Genomic DNA, 17,088 nt, shown 5'->3' with positions numbered 1-17,088 from the left:
AGTTACTTTTTACAAAACGACTATGGTTGTCAAAAAAGTCATCTTTTGATCACGAAGTAAATCAAGAAGTTGATTCGACATCGAATCTTGAATTCACCCGGGCCTTCCGTTGCTCACGTACCCCTATGTACGCTCCGCTACTCAGTCCCTAGTTTCATCCAACCTTCTCGGTGCTGAAAACCTGACTTTTTGACTCTTATTGAAATACCAAGCCATTTTGCATCCTGATCCAGTCTTCTTGCGTACGTCACCTCCTGTTTACCAACAGTATGATGACCCTATTACTTTTATTCAAAACAAAAGAAGCCCAAAGAAAGAGTTAGAGGAACTCCTTCGTGGCTTCCTGAATGTCTTGGTGTAATAGCTGCACGAGTGACCTCTCTTATACGCTTACGAGGTTAGCTGTCGGGTTCGGGCGAAAGAGAGCCGCCCTTTCTCAGTTCATTCGCTCATGGCGCAATGACCTCGAATTCACCCCATAGACCCTGGAAAGAAATCAAATACCGACGCGAGAGGCTTGCCGCCAACCGCTGCCTGTATCGGTTCCCCCGTTCTCCGTGAAGGAGATTCAGCGAGACTGGTTCATGGAACCAAGTATCGTTCAATTTGTCCATCCAGAACGCACTAAATCGATACTGAAAAAATTCTATCCTGTTTCGATGCATGTTGTAAAGGACGAATCAACCACGTTTTTTTAAAAAAATGGTTAAAAAAATGTAATGATCTCGGTTTTAACGGTTAAAAAGCATTAATCTTTCCGAAATCCTCTTTTTTTCATCCGATTTACTCTTAAATCCTCGAGATTCCAAATCGTTCCATTGCATTTCGGGTCGTAATTTCGGCGATTTCCTCAAAAGTAACCCCTTTGAGCTCGGCAGCCATTTCCGCAACCAGGCGGACATGCGCAGACTCATTTCTCTTTCCACGATATGGGTGTGGTGTTAAATAAGGGGAATCCGTTTCGATTAATAAACGATCCATTGGCGTCTTGGTCAGCACTTCTTTGGGCTGTTTTGCATTTTTAAACGTAATTGGTCCGCCAAACGACAAATGAAATCCCAAATCCAGACACATTTTGGCAATTTCCCAACTACCAGAGAACGAGTGCATGACACCCCCAACCTCGTTTGCTTTCTCCTCGCGGAGAATGCGGACCACATCCTCATGGGCATCGCGATTATGGATGGAAATCGGCATCCCCAGACTGCGAGCTAGTCCAATTTGTTTGCGGAATACGTCATGCTGCACTTCTTTTGGGGACGTGTCCCAGTAATAGTCCAGCCCGATTTCACCGATCGCTACGACTTTGTCATGTTTACATAATTCAGCGATCCAGTCCAAATCCCCTTCTTGCATCGTAATGGCATCCTGCGGATGCCAGCCAACAGCCGCATAAATGAAGTCATACGACTCCGCCAATTTCATGGTCGACGGGATGGTTTCCCGGTTAAATCCGATGTTGATCATCCTTGTGACCTCTTGCTCCACGGCGCGTGCAATCACTTCCTCGCGATCCTCGTCAAATTGGGGATTATCCAAATGCGTATGCGTATCAAATAACATCTCGAATCGTCATCCTCCTAATTCCGTTGCTCGAATATGCGGGCTACCTTCTGGGGCAACCGATCCATTACAGCACACAATTTATTATCCGGATAGTACAAATGCGTTTTGCCTCGATGTAATCCGCTAATCGACCGAACGATATCCGACACTTCAGAAATTTCCCGTACCCGTTCCTGACGGTCCAAGAGCAAGATTTGCTTCTGACGGAACCCCTCGTCCGGACGGAACACATCATACGGCAGATCGGTCGGAAAATCAATTTCCATGTCATATTCGGGATGCAGTCCGACGCGCGTAAAGGACTCCCGAATCTCCTCCAGCATTTCCAGCTCTGGTGTGTCCAATTCTACATATTTATACAATTTGCGATTCAAAAACCGGGAGCACAAATCGCGTAATAACTCATCTGACTCCCTCGTCCACTGCATGAACGCCGTTTGCATCAAAGCTTCGTCCAACTGCAAATAGTCAGCGACCCCGATGTTACCTTCAAATAGATCCGGAAGCGGATGCGGCAGGAAACCAAAGGAATAACCGTTCTGGTACAATTCCTTAGCTCGGCGCAAAATTTGCCGGAGAATAATCTCCGAGCTCCGCGTTACCGGGTGAAAATAAATCTGCCAATACATCTGATACCTGGACATCAAATAGTCTTCCACCGCGTGCATGCCTGATTCCTTTACGACCACCCGCCCCTGAAAAGGTCGAAGCATCCGCAGAATCCGGTCCATATCAATCGTACCGTAGTTCACACCGGTAAAATACGCATCCCTCAGCAAATAATCCATTCGATCCGCATCGAGGGGGCTCGAGACTAAATTGACCACAATCGGATTCTCGTAATCCTTGCGGATCACGGCAGCCACTTTCTCCGGAAAATCCGGGGCAACCTCGCGCAAAATGGCACTAACTTCCGTATCGCCCAGCAAAATTTTACATGTCCAATCTTCGTGATGCATCTGGAATGCTTCTTCTATAGAATGGGAGAACGGCCCGTGTCCCAAATCGTGAAGCAACGCCGCGCACAATGCCACCAATTTATCTCCTTGAGGCCAATCGGCGTACCCGCTCCGTTCAAACTGCGAAATGATTCGGCGGGTAATCTCATAAACGCCAAGCGAATGCGAGAATCGGCTGTGCTCGGCGCCATGAAACGTCAAATAAGACGTGCCTAGCTGACGGATCCGACGAAGGCGTTGAAACTCCGGCGTATTTATGAGCGACCAGATCACTTCGTCCTGTACATGAATATAATTATGTACGGGATCTTTGAACACTTTCTCTTCGCTAAGCCGACGATGCATGGGTCAACACTCCTTTTTTTTCATAAATGCGAGACCAAAAGCGGAATTCTGACTGATGACGACGGGTTATGTCGAATAATGTCGATGTTTGTCAAATTAACGATTTCCAAAATGTCGAATCATAAAGTATTAGTAACTTGCTAGACTTCATAACGGTTCTCGGAGTTATGTATCCCTGTAATTTAGAAATAATATTGAACTATACCATAAATAGGTTGACTAATCTGGCAATGGTTGGTATTATAAAAATCATAAAAGATAGAATCATGTCGAATAATGACAATTCCAATTTATAGTGAGAGGGGCAATCATCAATATGATGAAATCCACAGGTATCGTAAGAAAAGTAGACGAATTGGGTCGTGTCGTAATCCCGATCGAATTGCGCCGCACTCTGGGGATCGGTGAAAAAGACGCGCTCGAAATTTATGTAGACGGTGAACGGATCATGCTCAAGAAATATGAGCCAGCTTGCATCTTCTGCGGTAATGCTGAGAACGTGACCTACTTCAAAGGCAAAATTGTTTGTCACGAATGCATTACTGAGCTTCCTACCCCTGTGACAAATTAAGAATTATAGTATATAATAGATTTACTGAAACTGTTAATTCTAACCTTTTTCATATCTCCTTGGCGCCTTCCTAGGCTTGAACCCAGCCTAGCGAAGGCCCCTTTTTTTTCGGCATTTTGGTTAATAATGTCTATTTTCGGAGAGATGTGGAGATCTAGATCAGTTGATTATAAATATCTCGCTTCGCCACGCCCCGATCTGCGGCCGTTTTCTTCATCGCATCCTTTCGCGTCATCCCTCCTTCCGTTTCGTAATGCCGGACATGCTCCTCCACCGTAAGCGGTTGCCACCAGGCGTCACGTTTCTCCTTCACCTGGTCGGGATGTGCCCCCTCGACGACAAGGCAATATTCGCCTAGCGGCGGATATTCCTGCAGCCAAACCAGGCAATCCTGAATCGTCCCCCGTGCCATTTCCTCATAACGCTTGGTCAGTTCTCTCGCTAAGACGATTCGACGATTCCCCCAAACCTCGAGCAGGGACTCCATCGTTTTGATCAGCCGATGCGGCGACTCGTACATCAGCATCGTCCCTTCCTGATCTTCCAACGACTTCAGTAACAGATCTCGCTCCTTGTGGTCTCTAGGCAAAAAGCCGAAAAACGTAAATCGTTCGGTCGGCAGACCGGAAACGATGAGTGCCGATAAAGCCGCATTGGCTCCCGGCACCGGTACGACGGAAATTCCCGCCGCCAACGCAAGCTTCACCAGATCGCTTCCGGGATCGGAAATGGCCGGCAAACCGGCGTCGCTCACAAGCGCCAAATTTTTTCCTTCTATTATAAAGCGTATCAGTTCTGGGCCACTAGCAACCTTATTATGCTCATGATAGCTTAGCAATTTTCCCGGGGAGATTTCGAAATGAGTTAACAGCTTTCGCGTCTGCCTTGTATCCTCCGCTGCGATGATGTCCGCCTCTTGCAGGGTACGGACAGCTCGGTAGGTCATATCCTCTAAATTCCCGATCGGGGTGCCTACAAGGAACAACTTGCCGCTGCCCGCTTCGCCCCTTCCGCCCGGTGATGTTTCAAAGCTCTTCTGTACTTGAACGTTCATACTCTACCCTCTTTTGGCCCGTAATAGATATTCATGATTTCTTCGCAGTATGCCCCATTTTCATTATAAACGATCAACGGCGGCAGCACCCGCAGGTCCGGTTTCCCGTCCCGCAGTGCTTCAATCAGTACCATATTCGCTTCCGCTCCGGCCCTTGGATGTACAAAACGGATCACCTTCGGTTCTAGTCGGTACTGGCGCAACACCGTGACAATTTCGCCCAAGCGCTGGGGTTTGTGCACCATCGACACCTTGCCGCCGGGCCGTACCAAGCGCATCGCAGCCGCAGCCACTTCTTCCAGACTGCAGTGAATCTCATGCCGGGCGATTGCTTGATGAGCATTGAGCTTTACCTCGCCCGTCGTCACTGGCATATACGGCGGGTTCACGGTAATAGCATCGTAAACTCCATGACCCGTCACCTTTACCAGCTCGCGCAAATCTCCTTCACGAATGAGGATCCGTTGCGAGAGCCCGTTCATTTCCACGCTGCGACGTGCCATATCTGCAAGCCGCGGCTGAATCTCAATCCCTTCGATCTCCGCTTCTGTCCGGGTGGAGAGCAGCAGCGGGATGACCCCGTTGCCGGTACACAGATCGAGAATTTTGCCAACCTTCGGCACCGGGGCAAACCGGGCTAACAATACGGCATCCATGGAGAAGCTAAACACTTCATCGCTTTGAATGATATGTAGCTCATGCGTCAGCAAGTCGTCTACACGTTCCTGCTCATAAATCGGTACTTGGTTCATGGACTTCGATACCCATCCTTTTTCAACACAAATTTAAAAAAACCGTAGGGACACCCCCACGGTTCATTATTTATTCAAAAACGACAAGCAGAACAGGCAATCGCCTTCCGTGCGCAGATGCCCATAATAAACATTGCAAATATGGAAGCCCTCATGATAAAGACGCGCCAAATTGTCGTAGCCTTCGCCCACGACATCCATTGCTTCCTTGCCGGTCAGAGCCGGAATATCGGCTCTCTCCGCCACGGGTATGGACAATGGCCCTTCCGCGCTTTCTCGCTTTAAGATTTTGCGCAGTTGTTCATTTTCGAGGCGTAGCCGCTGGTTCTCTTCCACCAGCTTCTTGACCTCCAGCTTGAGGCTGCCCAAATCGCCGTGAACTTTTCCCATTTGCGTTTCCAACGCCTGCATACTTGTGAATATGTCCTTGTTCTCCAAGTTCCCACCCCAGAGTCATCTCTAGAATCTATCGTAAAAGAAACTCCTTATTTCAGGACGACATCGTCCAGCGGAAGCTCCTTCACTTTCCCGATTTCAAACAGCTGTACATGCACGGTGCGGGTGCCGGCGTTGAGTCCGACGACCTTGCCGTCTCCCAGCGAAGTGACGACGATTTTACCTACGGATGGAAGCTCTTCTTTGGTGCTTTCGTAGTTATCATGCTCAAACTTCAGGCAACACATCAATCGACCGCATAATCCGGAGATTTTGGTTGGATTCAGCGACAAGCTCTGATCCTTGGCCATCTTGATCGATACCGGTTCAAAGTCGCCTAGCCAGGAAGAACAGCAGAGAACACGTCCGCAAGGACCGATACCGCCAAGCATCTTGGCTTCGTCCCGTACACCGATCTGTCTTAGCTCGATCCGGGTCCGGAAGATGCTGGCCAAATCCTTAACCAATTCGCGAAAATCCACGCGGCCTTCCGCCGTGAAGTAAAAAATGATTTTATTGCGGTCAAAAGTAAATTCAACGTCGACCAGCTTCATTTTCAAATCATGATCTTTAATTTTATTTAAACATGTGGCAAAGGCATTCTTTGCCGCAAATTTGTTCTCTTCGACAACACGGGCATCGGAATCATCGGCGATCCGAATGACCTTCTTCAGCGGAAGGACGACATCGGATTCTCCGACCTTCTTCTTGCCGACCACCACTTTCCCATATTCGATTCCCCGCGCGGTTTCGACAATCACGCTCTGGTCCTTCTCCACAGGGAGCTCCAGCGGATCGAAATAATAGATTTTGCCCGCTTTCTTAAAGCGGACACCCACTACTGTATACAAAAACTAACCCCCTCGTATAGCTCTAAAAACTGGTGAACCGCTTTCCCATTGAAGCGCGCGTTCAGAAGAAACTACTAGAAATCCCTGCTCTTTCAGGGGAGAAAGTTTCATGCGAAAGTACATCTTGTCTGTCTTGTCCCTTGCGGCTAGTGCTATCGTTGCCCATCCACCGCGATCAGAAATTGCTCTACGCAGAGGCTGGCATTCATATGCTGCCGCAGCTTCTTCTTGCTCTCCGCGGCCTGCGCCATGGCATCAATCCACTGTTCGGCGCTGCAACTGGCGGCATGCTGATTGATAAACGGAAGCTCATCTATGAAAACGATTTGATCATGTTTATGATAGAGCGCATGGATCATATCTTTGAACCACAAATGGAAAAGGCTGAACAACATGTCCAAATGATCGATCAAGCCGGATTTGAACAACGTTTGCTGCGCCGTTATTAAAGGAGAACCGCCACGGCCTGCGATTTCCTTCCCTAATTGTAACACTACGTTTCTAATTTCTGCAAACCAATTCTGTTGGATTAAATCACGGCACGGACCCAGTCCCGCCGCGAGGTGAACGGCACTTCGAGCCAAGATTGACGGAAATCCCTCGTTCGCCAATATTTGGAGCATCATCTCCGGATCCACCGCTGAAAAAGGAACCCATTGTGCCCGCGACTGAATCGTGGGGAGCAAGGCCCGTCCATTGTCCGACAGCAAGATCGCAACGGCCGGAGATGGCGGCTCTTCCAGAAACTTTAGCAGGCTGTTCGCCGCTTGTACCGTCATTTTTTCGGACTCGTCAATAATGTAAGCTTTGGGATTTCCGCTCTCCGATCGATAAGAGAAAATCCGTTGCAGATCACGAATTTGTTCAATTTTGATGGATGCCCCGTCGGGCTTGATCGTAAACAAATCGGGATGATTGCCGTGCAGCACCTTGCGGCACTCCAGACATTCCCCGCAAGCCTCGTCGCCGCCCCGGGTGCAGAACAACGCCTGGACGAAGGCCATGGCCATTTCCATCTGCCCGCTTCCAGGCGGTCCGCTAAATATATAGGCATGGGATATTTCCTGGCGTCTCAGGCTGCTCTGCAACAACTGTTTGGCCGTATCCTGCCCGATGATCTCTTGAAATGACATCGCGTTTGCCCTCGTCCTTTCGAAGCTAGAAGCACAGATTGATCAGCATACCGCGGATTTCGCCGATTTTTTGCAGCAGGTCGATTTTGCCCTGCTCCGTCTCCAGCAGTTCATCTGCCATCGCGAGCAGCGCAGCGTCCACTTCATCCAGCAGCTTGTAGCGTTTACCTCGGCCCCGGCGGTCCCATCCTTTCGCATCTTTGATGGTAACGCCCCGCCGTACCGTATCTTCCAGAAACCGCTTGACCATCATTCGGTAAGCCTTCAGCTCTCGAACGGTCATGGACCGGGCGAGCCGGTCCCCTTGCATTTGAATTTCTTTAAATCTCCGGTTCAGTTCCTCTTGAGTTGCTTGCTGGCCATGCTGCTGCATCACATCGGAGAAGCTTTTGGATTGCACCGGCTTGGCAGGGCTGTCGCTAACTCCCAAACCGCTTTTGAGCGGCCGGTATCCCGGATCAATTTTCAAAGCGTTCACCGCCTATGGTTGATTAGATAGTTGAATATTTAAAACCTAGTTCAGTACAGGGACTGAGTAGCGCAGCGTAGGCGAACCTACGTGAGCAACTCAAATGTTTCCGTAGGAAACATGCTTCGAAAGCATATGCTTAAGCCCGGCTGAATTCAAGATTCGATGTCGAGTTAGCTTCATTGATTCTCTTCGTGTTGGGAAGATCACTTTTTTGATAACATCTTCAGATGAAGATTAAAAAGTCGGCTTTTCAGCACCGAGAAGGTTGGACGAAACTAGGGACTGAGTAGCGCAGCGTAGGCGAACCTACGTGAGCAACGGAAGTCCCGGTTGAGTTCAAGATTCGATGTCGAATACTCTTCTCGAGACACCTCGTGATCAAAAGCTGGCTTTTTAATAACAACTATATTTAGAAGTGTTCGAAACGGTCTACTGGGAGTACAAACACCGTCGCCCCACCCACCTGCACTTCCACGGGCAACGGCAAATACGAATCGGTTGTACCGCTCATCGGCGTAACCGGGGTAACGAGCTGCTCACGCACTTTACAGCTGGTACGGATGACGTTCAAAACGGAATCCACCTGATGGTCGTCAACACCGATCATAAACGTCGTGTTCCCCGCCCGAAGAAACCCTCCGGTACTCGCCAGCTTGGTGGCCCGATAGTTTTCCTTCACGAGCGCGCTGGATAGCCGGTTGCTGTCTTTATCTTGGATAATCGCAACAATCAGTTTCATATGCAGTACCTCCTTGTTTTATAAAAAATGTACCATACTAACCTATTTGACGGCTAGGCCATGAATTCCTTTATTGCCGCGGAAAGATACCCTCGGATCTCCGCAGCGACTTCTTCCTTGCTGCGCGAAGCATCGATTGTCTTGATACGCTCCGGATACATCCCGCCGATTATCCGATATCCTTCCCGGACCTTCTGGTGAAATTGCAGACTTTCCATATCCAAGCGATTCACTTCGCGCCCCGCTCCAGCAGCGATACGGGCCAAACCCTCTTCCGGCTCGATATCGAGATAAAAGGTGAGATCCGGAAACCGCCCCTTGGTGGCAAAAAGATTAATCTCCAACACCTCATCAATGCCAAGCCCACGTGCGTAGCCCTGATAAGCCAGACTGCTATCCAGAAACCGGTCGCAGAGAACGGTAATTCCCCGCTCCAAGGAGGGCTCCACCTTCTCAGCCAAATGCTGCCGCCGGGAAGCTGCGTATAACAGCGCCTCTGTCCGCGCATCCATCGCCGTATGCTGCGGATTAAGAATCACCTCGCGGATCTTTTCTGCGATCTCAATGCCTCCGGGTTCCCGGGTAGAAATAAACGCCACGCCATGCTCCTCTAACGCCTGTTCCAATTCCCGCATCACCGTCGTTTTGCCGGAGCCATCCCCCCCTTCGAGCGTAATAAATAATCCTTTGGCTTGATGGTTCATCTAGTTCGTTCCCTGCTTTCTTCTCAAAAATCATGTACAAGTATATGCTTGGCTTTCCCTTTTCTTGACTTGAATCGTCCGCAGCTGCGGGTCGGCCGGCCCCTGGCATTTGGCTCCGGAATCCCGTAGCTTCATCAGCTGCTGCCCAACCGCCTCGGTGATGATTTCTCCGGGATAAAGCAGCGGAATGCCCGGAGGATACGGAATGATCATTTCCGCCGCTTGCCGGCCGATACTTTCCTGAGTGGAGATCGCCTCAATCTCTGTCGGACGCAGCGGTGTAAGGCCAAACGGCACGGGCTCGGACACTTCCGACAGATCGGCCTCGTCAGCCGTAATGTTCCACGTGGAAAGTTCATCGGCCAGTACCGGATCAGGGCTGAGGCCCGCTGCATTTCCCATTTGTTCGGCATCGGCGGCGATGCGTACCAGCGCCTGCAGCAAACGATCCGCATCCTCCATCGTTGAGCCGGGGCCAAGCGCCAGAACTACATGGCGGTCATCGCTCATCTCCGGCACGCATCCCTCGGCTTCGAGCCGCTCCTGCAATTTATACCCGGTGAGGGCTGCGGATGCATCGTATATGACAAGTTTCAAAGGATCTTGGATAGTATATGCAGCAGCCCTTCCACTGGCGCCCGGCGGTGCAACGACGCCGAAGCGCGGCAGCTTGGCCAGGCCGCGCCGCAGGTGCGCGGCCGCGGCGAGCCCGCCCTCGAAGAAGGCGGGGCCCTGCGTCCCCAGCAGGCTTCGGCTCAAGTCGAGCGAAGCCATGATGGGGTAGGACGGGCTGGAGCTCTGCAGCATCGCCAGCCGCTGGCGCAGCAGCGCGCGGTCGAGCAGCCCGCCCTGTACGTGCAGCATCGCGCCCATCGTGAGCGCGGTCAGCATCTTGTGCGTCGACTGCACGACGCCATCGGCCCCCGCGGCCAGCGCACTCTCCGGCAGCGCCGGGTGCTGGCCGAAGTGGGCGCCATGCGCCTCGTCGACGAGAAGCGGCACGCCGTGCGCATGGCACAGCTCGGCCAGCGGCCGCAGCGGCGCGCCCATCCCGTAGTAGCTCGGGTGCGTGAGCAGCAGCCCCTTTGCGCCGGGATACCGGCGTAGGGCTTCTCGCACCGCAGCTTCGCTCGGGATGGTCGCCAGCCCGCTGCCGGCATCCTGCTGCGGCGCCAAAAACACCGCGTGCGCGCCTGCCAGCATCAATCCGTGAATCACGGATTTGTGCACGTTTCGCTGCACGAGCAGCACATCTCCTGGCGCGGTGCACACGCTCAGGATCAACGCCAGGTTCCCGGCCGTGCTGCCGCCAACCAGAAAAAACGTCTCCTCCGCCCCAAACTGGGCGGCGGCCAACCCTTGCGCCTCACGGATGACACCCTCCGGATGATGGAGATCATCCGTCCCGGTGATTTCCGTAACGTCGATTTCCATCACGCGCGCCAGATCAAGGATCGCACGCTCGTCGCCACGTAATGCTTGTCCGTTTTTATGACCCGGCACATGAAACGAAGCGTCCTTTTTCTCCCGATATCGCCTTAAAGCCTCATACAATGGGGCTACTTGGTTTAATTCCTCTTCCATTACTTTGCTTAATCCTTCCGACTTAAGGTTGATCTTTTGAATTGCTCTTCCATCGGTATGGCAACCTTTGCTTCATTTTACCGCTATTCTACCCGGTAGAGCAATATAAAAGGACCCGCTCCCCAAAATGAACAGGTCCTTTTATCCGGCGTTGTTATGCATTTTTTTGCACCCAGATCTGCTTCATTTGATGAATGAAGAAATGGTATTTCTCCTCCTGCACGTCGGTGTGCACCATCTCTGATTCGCAAGCGTCGCAGATAAATTCCGATACGATATGAATGCCTTCGGTTTTTGGCTCCCCGCAAATAATGCAAGTTCTGACGCCCAGCTCATCCATGCCCGATCCCACCTTGTCTGTTTTTACTATCAGTATGACACAGATTCTACTATTTTAAACCTTTTCATAGTCCGTTTCCTACTTTATCTTATGCCGCAGGCCAGTACCCGGTGTTTGTACGCGGCGTCTTAATTATTCTTTGTTTTGTCCGATATATTAAGAAGAGCTTGCCCGCTTCTTGCGGGAACCGATGTGAAGGAGGATCGAACGCTTGAATTCCGCCGAAACCGAAACCGAAACCCATGCGACGTTTTATCATTATACGCTGCTCAAAAAGAAGGTTTTGCCAAAGTCGCTCATCCACAGCTTAGTGATACTCCCCGTCATATGGCTGGCTGCCGAGACGGTTTTTATATCCTGGACCAGCCTCTTTTTCTTCCTACTGGCCATACCAGTCATATTGTGGATTCAATACGTGATTTCCCGCTCCGTGTTAATGATCGTTAGTCACTCCTACCGCAAGCGTTGGAAATTTTCCCGTCAGATGCCATGGATCGGTTATATGCCTGATCAATACATCGCTTACCCTGTGTATCGACGGGTCCATCTTCATTCAGCCTGGATTGGTTGTTGCATTATAGGCATTCTTATTCCTTGGTCGCCAGTTTCTTTTGTTCTCTCTTTATTTTTCTGGCACCTTTGGCTAATGATCCCGCGTTTTATTGTACTGGCCACCCTGAGAGGACAACGCAAAGACGGAATGATCAAAATCACCGGTTTAGAAATTGCCTATTACATGCAATAAGCTAACGATAGGCATAGACACAAGCAAAAAGGCCTGCCCCCTGCAACAATCGCAGAGTTCAGGCTTTTTTGCTTGTTATCGCGTTTTGTACCGGCTTGTCCGGTAACGGGCGTTGCCTTCTTATCCGAATCCTGAAATTTAAGGACTGCTTTCTAAACCTTGAATGACCGTTTTCTCTTCCTTTTTGGGAACCAGAACCGTAAAAGAGTCGTCGTGAATTGTTAACTGCACAATTTGCTTCCCTTTCTCGTACACTCGGGTTGTGCCGGTGCTCTCTTCTTTTTTCTCTTTCCATCCCCATTCCGCGATTACCTTCTGATAGGCTTCGGGAATTTCGTTACTCTCTTTGAGTCCAGTTAGCTTATAATGCACATAGTCCATCTTAGAGTTATTAAGAGCCGTTTCCGTTTGACTGGCCTCTTTGGGGACGGGAAAATTCTTCTCAACCGTTGATCCCACAAAATCCGTCCACGAAGGCTCGGAAGATGCACAGCCTGCGATGACTACGATCATCATCAAGACTCCCCACATGAAGCATAAGGATATTCTTATCCCTCTTCGCCGCATGATCCATTCCTCCTTACCCTGCCTATATACTGAAAAAACTTCCTTGTTGTCATTCTGATATAGATTCCGGATAGGCTAAATGCCCTAGATGCTAACATACCAGTTTAATTATAACGGGTGTCGTATCCATGTCGGTAACAATTTGGTTACATTCCATTTGGTAGAAACTGAAAATAACTCAGTATTCTTTCAGAAAACTAAAAAATATATGTCAGTTTTAAGTTACTTTATTTAACATCATGGAGATCAAATATGAAATTTTATTAATGAAAGCAATCCAGAGAAATACCTCAATTCTCCTCAATAACTTAGAATGTATGCGTTTTATTAAGGAAACCCGACCTTTGTCACTATATCTAACATGAAATTATGATAGGTCACATAAACTTCAAACATTTCATAAGGGAGAGGGGATTGCACATGAACCGATATGGACAACGTTGGAAAAAGGGAAGCAGGTATTTGCTAGCTTCTGTACTCATCTCCGGATTATGGATCGGACAGATCCCGCAAGCCCAAGCCGCTTCAGGCCCATTGTCAGCTACAGTAGCTAAACCATCGCTGGTCACCGGCGAACAATTTCGTCAGTCGATGAAACAAGCCGCTTCCGAAGCGGGAGGCTCTTTTACAATGCCGGAGATCTCCGGTAATCGCGTGCTCCGTAGTCAGGTCGCTGTCTTGCTTCAAGAATGGCTGGGGTTAGAGAAGTCTGCTGAATCCTTCCGCGACATTCCGGACCAGGCAGCTTACGCCGGGGCTGTTGGGGCGGTCGTTAAGGCCGGGCTCATGAAGGGGTATTCCGACACCTCATTTCTGCCCGCGGAGCCGCTCACGGCAAATGATCTTAATCGCCTTCATGACCGAGTCCTCGGTTATTTGAAACCCTTTGTGCTCCCTGAAGCCACGATATCCGAGATTCAACGGGCGATGGAACAAGGCAAACTTACTTCAAAACAACTGGTTCAGATGTATCTTGACCGCATTGCCAAATACGACGATCAAGGGATCTCCCTGCAGGCGGTCTTAACGATCAACCCCGAGGCACTCAGGATCGCGGAAGCGTTGGATCAAGAACGGGCGGCCAAAGGTCCACGCGGGCCTTTACACGGGATTCCGATCTTAGTGAAAGACAACTTTGATACCTCAGATATGCCTACCACTGCCGGTTGCCTATGTCTGAAAGACTCTATACCCGATCAGGATGCCGATCAAATTGCCAAGCTCAAAGAAGCGGGGGCGATCATCCTAGGCAAAACCAACCTGCACGAGTTCGCGTTTGGGATTACGACCTCCAGCTCGTTAGGCGGCCAAACCAAGAATCCCTATGCCCTGGACCGTTATCCCGGTGGATCTAGCGGTGGTACTGGAGCGGCTATTGCTGCTAACTTAGCTGTCGCCGGACTGGGCACGGATACCGGGGGCTCCATCCGCATACCGTCTAGCTTCAACAGTCTCGTAGGTATTCGCCCAACGATCGGCTTATCCAGTCGGGATGGTATCATTCCTCTGGCCCTGACCCAGGACGTTGGCGGTCCGATCGCCCGAACGGTTGAAGATGCAGCAATTCTGCTCGACGCTACGGCCGGTTATGATCCTGACGATGTTGCTACCGCCTACAGCGTTGGCCGTATCCCGGAAAGCTATACTCGTTTCCTAGATGCGAATGGATTAAAAGGCGCTCGTATCGGTGTAGCCACAGAACTGTTCTTGGAAGGCAACGATCAAGAAAAAGCCGTCTCCAACGTAGTAACTAATGCCGTAAATGAGCTAAGTTCCCTTGGCGCAACGGTCGTTAATATCAAGATTCCCCATTTAGCAGAGATCAATAAGTACCCGAGCTTAAGCGGCTACGAGTTCAAATTTCAGTTGAACGACTACCTAAAAGAATTAGGGGACGACGCCCCTTACCACAGCCTGGCTGAAATCATCGCCTCGGGAGAGTATGATAAAACCCAGGAGTCCTCCATGAAAGCCCGTGAGGCCCGTGAATCCCTGGATACCCAGGAGTACAAGGATATCGTGTTAAAGCGCACCAGCTTGACCCGAGAATCCCTCCTGAAGGTCATGGCGGACTACAATCTCGATGCCATCGTCTACCCGACAAGCACCCAACCACCGGCGTTAATCGGCGAGAGTCAATCATCTGGTAACAACAATCGCTTGAGTCCGTTTTCCGGCTTCCCGGCCATCACGGTCCCGGCTGGCTTTACCGCTGAAGGCTTACCCGTTGGGATCGAATTTCTGGGCCGCGCCTTTGACGAAGGCACGCTAATCAAATACGCTTATAGCTTTGAGCAAGGTACGCATCACCGCCATGCCCCTAAATGGACGCCTTAACTCTTCTATATATTCAAAAAGAGCACTACCGAATGAACGGTAGTGCTCTTTCCCTTTGCTTGGCGGCGTCCTACTCTCCCAGGACCCTTCGGTCCAAGTACCATCGGCGCTGGAGGGCTTAACGGTCGTGTTCGGGATGGGTACGTGTGGAACCCCTCCGCCATCGCCACCAAACGATTCAAGGTTTAATCCTTGAAAACTGGATACGAAACGTATTTGCTGTTTTAGATATTTGGATAAGCCCTCGACCGATTAGTACCTGTCAGCTCCATACATTGCTGCACTTCCACCTCAGGCCTATCAACCTCGTCGTCTTCAAGGGGTCTTACTAATTGGGAAATCTCATCTTGAGGGGGGCTTCACGCTTAGATGCTTTCAGCGCTTATCCCGTCCGCACTTAGCTACCCAGCTATGCTCCTGGCGGAACAACTGGTGCACCAGCGGTGCGTCCATCCCGGTCCTCTCGTACTAAGGACAGCTCCTCTCAAATTTCCTGCGCCCACGACAGATAGGGACCGAACTGTCTCACGACGTTCTGAACCCAGCTCGCGTACCGCTTTAATGGGCGAACAGCCCAACCCTTGGGACCTACTTCAGCCCCAGGATGCGATGAGCCGACATCGAGGTGCCAAACCTCCCCGTCGATGTGGACTCTTGGGGGAGATAAGCCTGTTATCCCCAGGGTAGCTTTTATCCGTTGAGCGATGGCCCTTCCATGCGGTACCACCGGATCACTAAGCCCGACTTTCGTCCCTGCTCGACTTGTCAGTCTCGCAGTCAAGCTCCCTTTTGCCTTTGCACTCTTCGAATGATTTCCAACCATTCTGAGGGAACCTTGGGGCGCCTCCGTTACTCTTTAGGAGGCGACCGCCCCAGTCAAACTGCCCACCTGACACTGTCCCCGTACCGGATCACGGTACCAGGTTAGAACTCCGATACGATCAGGGTGGTATCCCAACGGCGCCTCCACCGAAGCTGGCGCTCCGGCTTCCTAGGCTCCCACCTATCCTGTACAAATCGTATCAAAGTCCAATATCAAGCTGCAGTAAAGCTCCATGGGGTCTTTCCGTCTTGTCGCGGGTAACCTGCATCTTCACAGGTATTAAAATTTCACCGGATCTCTCGTTGAGACAGCGCCCAAGTCGTTACGCCATTCGTGCGGGTCAGAATTTACCTGACAAGGAATTTCGCTACCTTAGGACCGTTATAGTTACGGCCGCCGTTTACTGGGGCTTCGGTTCATAGCTTCGGGTTTAACCCCTAACCACTCCCCTTAACCTTCCAGCACCGGGCAGGCGTCAGCCCGTATACTTCGCCTTGCGGCTTCGCACAGACCTGTGTTTTTGCTAAACAGTCGCTTGGGCCTTTTCACTGCGGCCCCCTCGAGCTATTCACTCTACCGGGGCACCCCTTCTCCCGAAGTTACGGGGTCATTTTGCCGAGTTCCTTAACGAGAGTTCTTCCGCGCGCCTTAGAATTCTCTTCTCGCCTACCTGTGTCGGTTTGCGGTACGGGCACCTTCTCCTGACTAGAGGCTTTTCTTGGCAGTGTGAGATCATGACCTTCGGTACTATAATTTTCCCTCCCCATCACAGCCCAGCCTTACGGTGTGCGGATTTGCCTACACACCAGCCTCACTGCTTGGACGAGCATCCATCAGCTCGCGTCACTACCCTACTGCGTCACCCCATCGCTCATAACGGATTACGGTGGTACAGGAATTTCAACCTGTTGTCCTTCGACTACGCCTTTCGGCCTCGCCTTAGGTCCCGACTTACCCTGAGCGGACGAACCTTCCTCAGGAACCCTTAGGCTTTCGGCGGATCAGATTCTCACTGATCTTTTCGTTACTCATACCGGCATTCTCACTTGTATGCTGTCCAGCGCTCCTTACGGTACACCTTCAACCTACATACAACGCTCCCCTACCCCTG

16 protein-coding genes, 2 rRNA genes and 1 riboswitch (1 of these 19 only partly in view) are annotated in these 17,088 nt (G+C 50.7%); of the genes, 3 read left to right on the top strand and 15 right to left on the bottom strand.

Going from position 1 to position 17,088, the window contains the following annotated elements; genetic code table 11:
* Positions 1–372: 372 nt before the first annotated feature.
* A riboswitch (cyclic di-AMP (ydaO/yuaA leader) is annotated at positions 373–584 on the bottom strand.
* A 205-nt stretch (positions 585–789) separates the two neighbouring features.
* Positions 790–1,563, bottom strand: a complete 774-nt coding sequence (locus MKZ15_RS00140; protein WP_339818922.1) for a TatD family hydrolase — start codon at positions 1,561–1,563, stop codon at positions 790–792.
* A gap of 17 nt (positions 1,564–1,580) precedes the next feature.
* Entirely contained in the window at positions 1,581–2,870 is a 1,290-nt protein-coding gene (locus MKZ15_RS00135; RefSeq protein WP_155608059.1) for an HD domain-containing protein, read from the bottom strand.
* 316 nt (positions 2,871–3,186) lie between these two features.
* On the opposite strand from MKZ15_RS00135, the gene MKZ15_RS00130 reads away from it, so the two are divergent.
* Positions 3,187–3,441: an AbrB/MazE/SpoVT family DNA-binding domain-containing protein gene (locus MKZ15_RS00130; RefSeq protein ID WP_009226360.1), complete on the top strand. Its 255-nt coding sequence runs from the start codon at positions 3,187–3,189 to the stop codon at positions 3,439–3,441.
* Positions 3,442–3,595: 154 nt separating this feature from the next.
* On the opposite strand, the gene rsmI is transcribed toward MKZ15_RS00130, so the two are convergent.
* From rsmI to MKZ15_RS00080, 10 genes are all read right to left on the bottom strand, one after another.
* Entirely contained in the window at positions 3,596–4,495 is a 900-nt protein-coding gene (rsmI, locus tag MKZ15_RS00125) for a 16S rRNA (cytidine(1402)-2'-O)-methyltransferase (protein WP_339818918.1), read from the bottom strand.
* Entirely contained in the window at positions 4,492–5,247 is a 756-nt protein-coding gene (locus MKZ15_RS00120; protein WP_193418839.1) for a tRNA1(Val) (adenine(37)-N6)-methyltransferase, read from the bottom strand. Before MKZ15_RS00120 ends, rsmI begins: the two co-directional genes overlap by 4 nt.
* A gap of 66 nt (positions 5,248–5,313) precedes the next feature.
* Entirely contained in the window at positions 5,314–5,685 is a 372-nt protein-coding gene (gene yabA, locus MKZ15_RS00115; RefSeq protein WP_155608056.1) for a DNA replication initiation control protein YabA, read from the bottom strand.
* A 47-nt stretch (positions 5,686–5,732) separates the two neighbouring features.
* Positions 5,733–6,533, bottom strand: a complete 801-nt coding sequence (locus MKZ15_RS00110; protein ID WP_155608055.1) for a stage 0 sporulation family protein — start codon at positions 6,531–6,533, stop codon at positions 5,733–5,735.
* Between the two features lie 152 nt (positions 6,534–6,685).
* The gene (gene holB, locus MKZ15_RS00105; protein ID WP_339818913.1) at positions 6,686–7,666 is read right to left on the bottom strand and encodes a DNA polymerase III subunit delta'; all 981 of its coding nucleotides are present in this window, start codon (positions 7,664–7,666) and stop codon (positions 6,686–6,688) included.
* 25 nt (positions 7,667–7,691) lie between these two features.
* Positions 7,692–8,135 (bottom strand): YaaR family protein, encoded by a 444-nt coding sequence (locus MKZ15_RS00100; protein WP_155608053.1) that lies wholly within the window; start codon positions 8,133–8,135, stop codon positions 7,692–7,694.
* Between the two features lie 412 nt (positions 8,136–8,547).
* Positions 8,548–8,877: a cyclic-di-AMP receptor gene (locus tag MKZ15_RS00095; RefSeq protein WP_059048766.1), complete on the bottom strand. Its 330-nt coding sequence runs from the start codon at positions 8,875–8,877 to the stop codon at positions 8,548–8,550.
* Between the two features lie 53 nt (positions 8,878–8,930).
* On the bottom strand, positions 8,931–9,581 hold the full coding sequence (tmk, locus tag MKZ15_RS00090) for a dTMP kinase (protein WP_193418834.1): 651 nt from the start codon (positions 9,579–9,581) through the stop codon (positions 8,931–8,933).
* A gap of 30 nt (positions 9,582–9,611) precedes the next feature.
* Entirely contained in the window at positions 9,612–11,165 is a 1,554-nt protein-coding gene (locus tag MKZ15_RS00085) for an aminotransferase class I/II-fold pyridoxal phosphate-dependent enzyme (protein ID WP_339818905.1), read from the bottom strand.
* A 154-nt stretch (positions 11,166–11,319) separates the two neighbouring features.
* The gene (locus MKZ15_RS00080; protein ID WP_155608050.1) at positions 11,320–11,505 is read right to left on the bottom strand and encodes a sigma factor G inhibitor Gin; all 186 of its coding nucleotides are present in this window, start codon (positions 11,503–11,505) and stop codon (positions 11,320–11,322) included.
* A gap of 211 nt (positions 11,506–11,716) precedes the next feature.
* Here MKZ15_RS00080 and MKZ15_RS00075 point away from each other — a divergent pair, with 211 nt between their 5' ends.
* Positions 11,717–12,250: a hypothetical protein gene (locus MKZ15_RS00075; RefSeq protein WP_339818901.1), complete on the top strand. Its 534-nt coding sequence runs from the start codon at positions 11,717–11,719 to the stop codon at positions 12,248–12,250.
* Between the two features lie 138 nt (positions 12,251–12,388).
* Here the strand turns inward: MKZ15_RS00075 and MKZ15_RS00070 are convergent, their stop codons facing one another.
* On the bottom strand, positions 12,389–12,763 hold the full coding sequence (locus MKZ15_RS00070) for a hypothetical protein (RefSeq protein WP_339818897.1): 375 nt from the start codon (positions 12,761–12,763) through the stop codon (positions 12,389–12,391).
* A 474-nt stretch (positions 12,764–13,237) separates the two neighbouring features.
* Here MKZ15_RS00070 and MKZ15_RS00065 point away from each other — a divergent pair, with 474 nt between their 5' ends.
* A complete protein-coding gene (locus tag MKZ15_RS00065; protein WP_339818895.1) occupies positions 13,238–15,154 on the top strand; it encodes an amidase family protein in 1,917 nt (638 codons plus the stop codon).
* Positions 15,155–15,211: 57 nt separating this feature from the next.
* Here MKZ15_RS00065 and rrf read toward each other — a convergent pair.
* Both rrf and MKZ15_RS00055 read right to left on the bottom strand, forming a co-directional pair.
* Positions 15,212–15,328: ribosomal RNA gene (gene rrf, locus MKZ15_RS00060) — 5S ribosomal RNA — on the bottom strand.
* 58 nt (positions 15,329–15,386) lie between these two features.
* Positions 15,387–17,088 (bottom strand): 23S ribosomal RNA (locus MKZ15_RS00055) (it continues 1,354 nt past the right edge of the window).

Source organism: Paenibacillus sp. FSL R7-0216, assembly GCF_037969915.1.
Lineage (GTDB): Bacteria > Bacillota > Bacilli > Paenibacillales > Paenibacillaceae > Fontibacillus > Fontibacillus rhizolycopersici.
This window is presented reverse-complemented; position numbering and strand designations above follow the sequence as displayed.

What these genes read in the sequence shown, in the direction of transcription:
- MKZ15_RS00140 (WP_339818922.1), bottom strand. Translation starts at nt 1,563, where the DNA reads ATGTTATTTGATACGCATACGCATTTGGATAATCCCCAATTTGACGAG.
- MKZ15_RS00135 (WP_155608059.1), bottom strand. Translation starts at nt 2,870, where the DNA reads ATGCATCGTCGGCTTAGCGAAGAGAAAGTGTTCAAAGATCCCGTACAT.
- MKZ15_RS00130 (WP_009226360.1), top strand. Translation starts at nt 3,187, where the DNA reads ATGATGAAATCCACAGGTATCGTAAGAAAAGTAGACGAATTGGGTCGT.
- rsmI (WP_339818918.1), bottom strand. Translation starts at nt 4,495, where the DNA reads ATGAACGTTCAAGTACAGAAGAGCTTTGAAACATCACCGGGCGGAAGG.
- MKZ15_RS00120 (WP_193418839.1), bottom strand. Translation starts at nt 5,247, where the DNA reads ATGAACCAAGTACCGATTTATGAGCAGGAACGTGTAGACGACTTGCTG.
- holB (WP_339818913.1), bottom strand. Translation starts at nt 7,666, where the DNA reads ATGTCATTTCAAGAGATCATCGGGCAGGATACGGCCAAACAGTTGTTG.
- MKZ15_RS00095 (WP_059048766.1), bottom strand. Translation starts at nt 8,877, where the DNA reads ATGAAACTGATTGTTGCGATTATCCAAGATAAAGACAGCAACCGGCTA.
- tmk (WP_193418834.1), bottom strand. Translation starts at nt 9,581, where the DNA reads ATGAACCATCAAGCCAAAGGATTATTTATTACGCTCGAAGGGGGGGAT.
- MKZ15_RS00085 (WP_339818905.1), bottom strand. Translation starts at nt 11,165, where the DNA reads ATGGAAGAGGAATTAAACCAAGTAGCCCCATTGTATGAGGCTTTAAGG.
- MKZ15_RS00080 (WP_155608050.1), bottom strand. Translation starts at nt 11,505, where the DNA reads ATGGATGAGCTGGGCGTCAGAACTTGCATTATTTGCGGGGAGCCAAAA.
- MKZ15_RS00070 (WP_339818897.1), bottom strand. Translation starts at nt 12,763, where the DNA reads ATGATCGTAGTCATCGCAGGCTGTGCATCTTCCGAGCCTTCGTGGACG.
- MKZ15_RS00065 (WP_339818895.1), top strand. Translation starts at nt 13,238, where the DNA reads ATGAACCGATATGGACAACGTTGGAAAAAGGGAAGCAGGTATTTGCTA.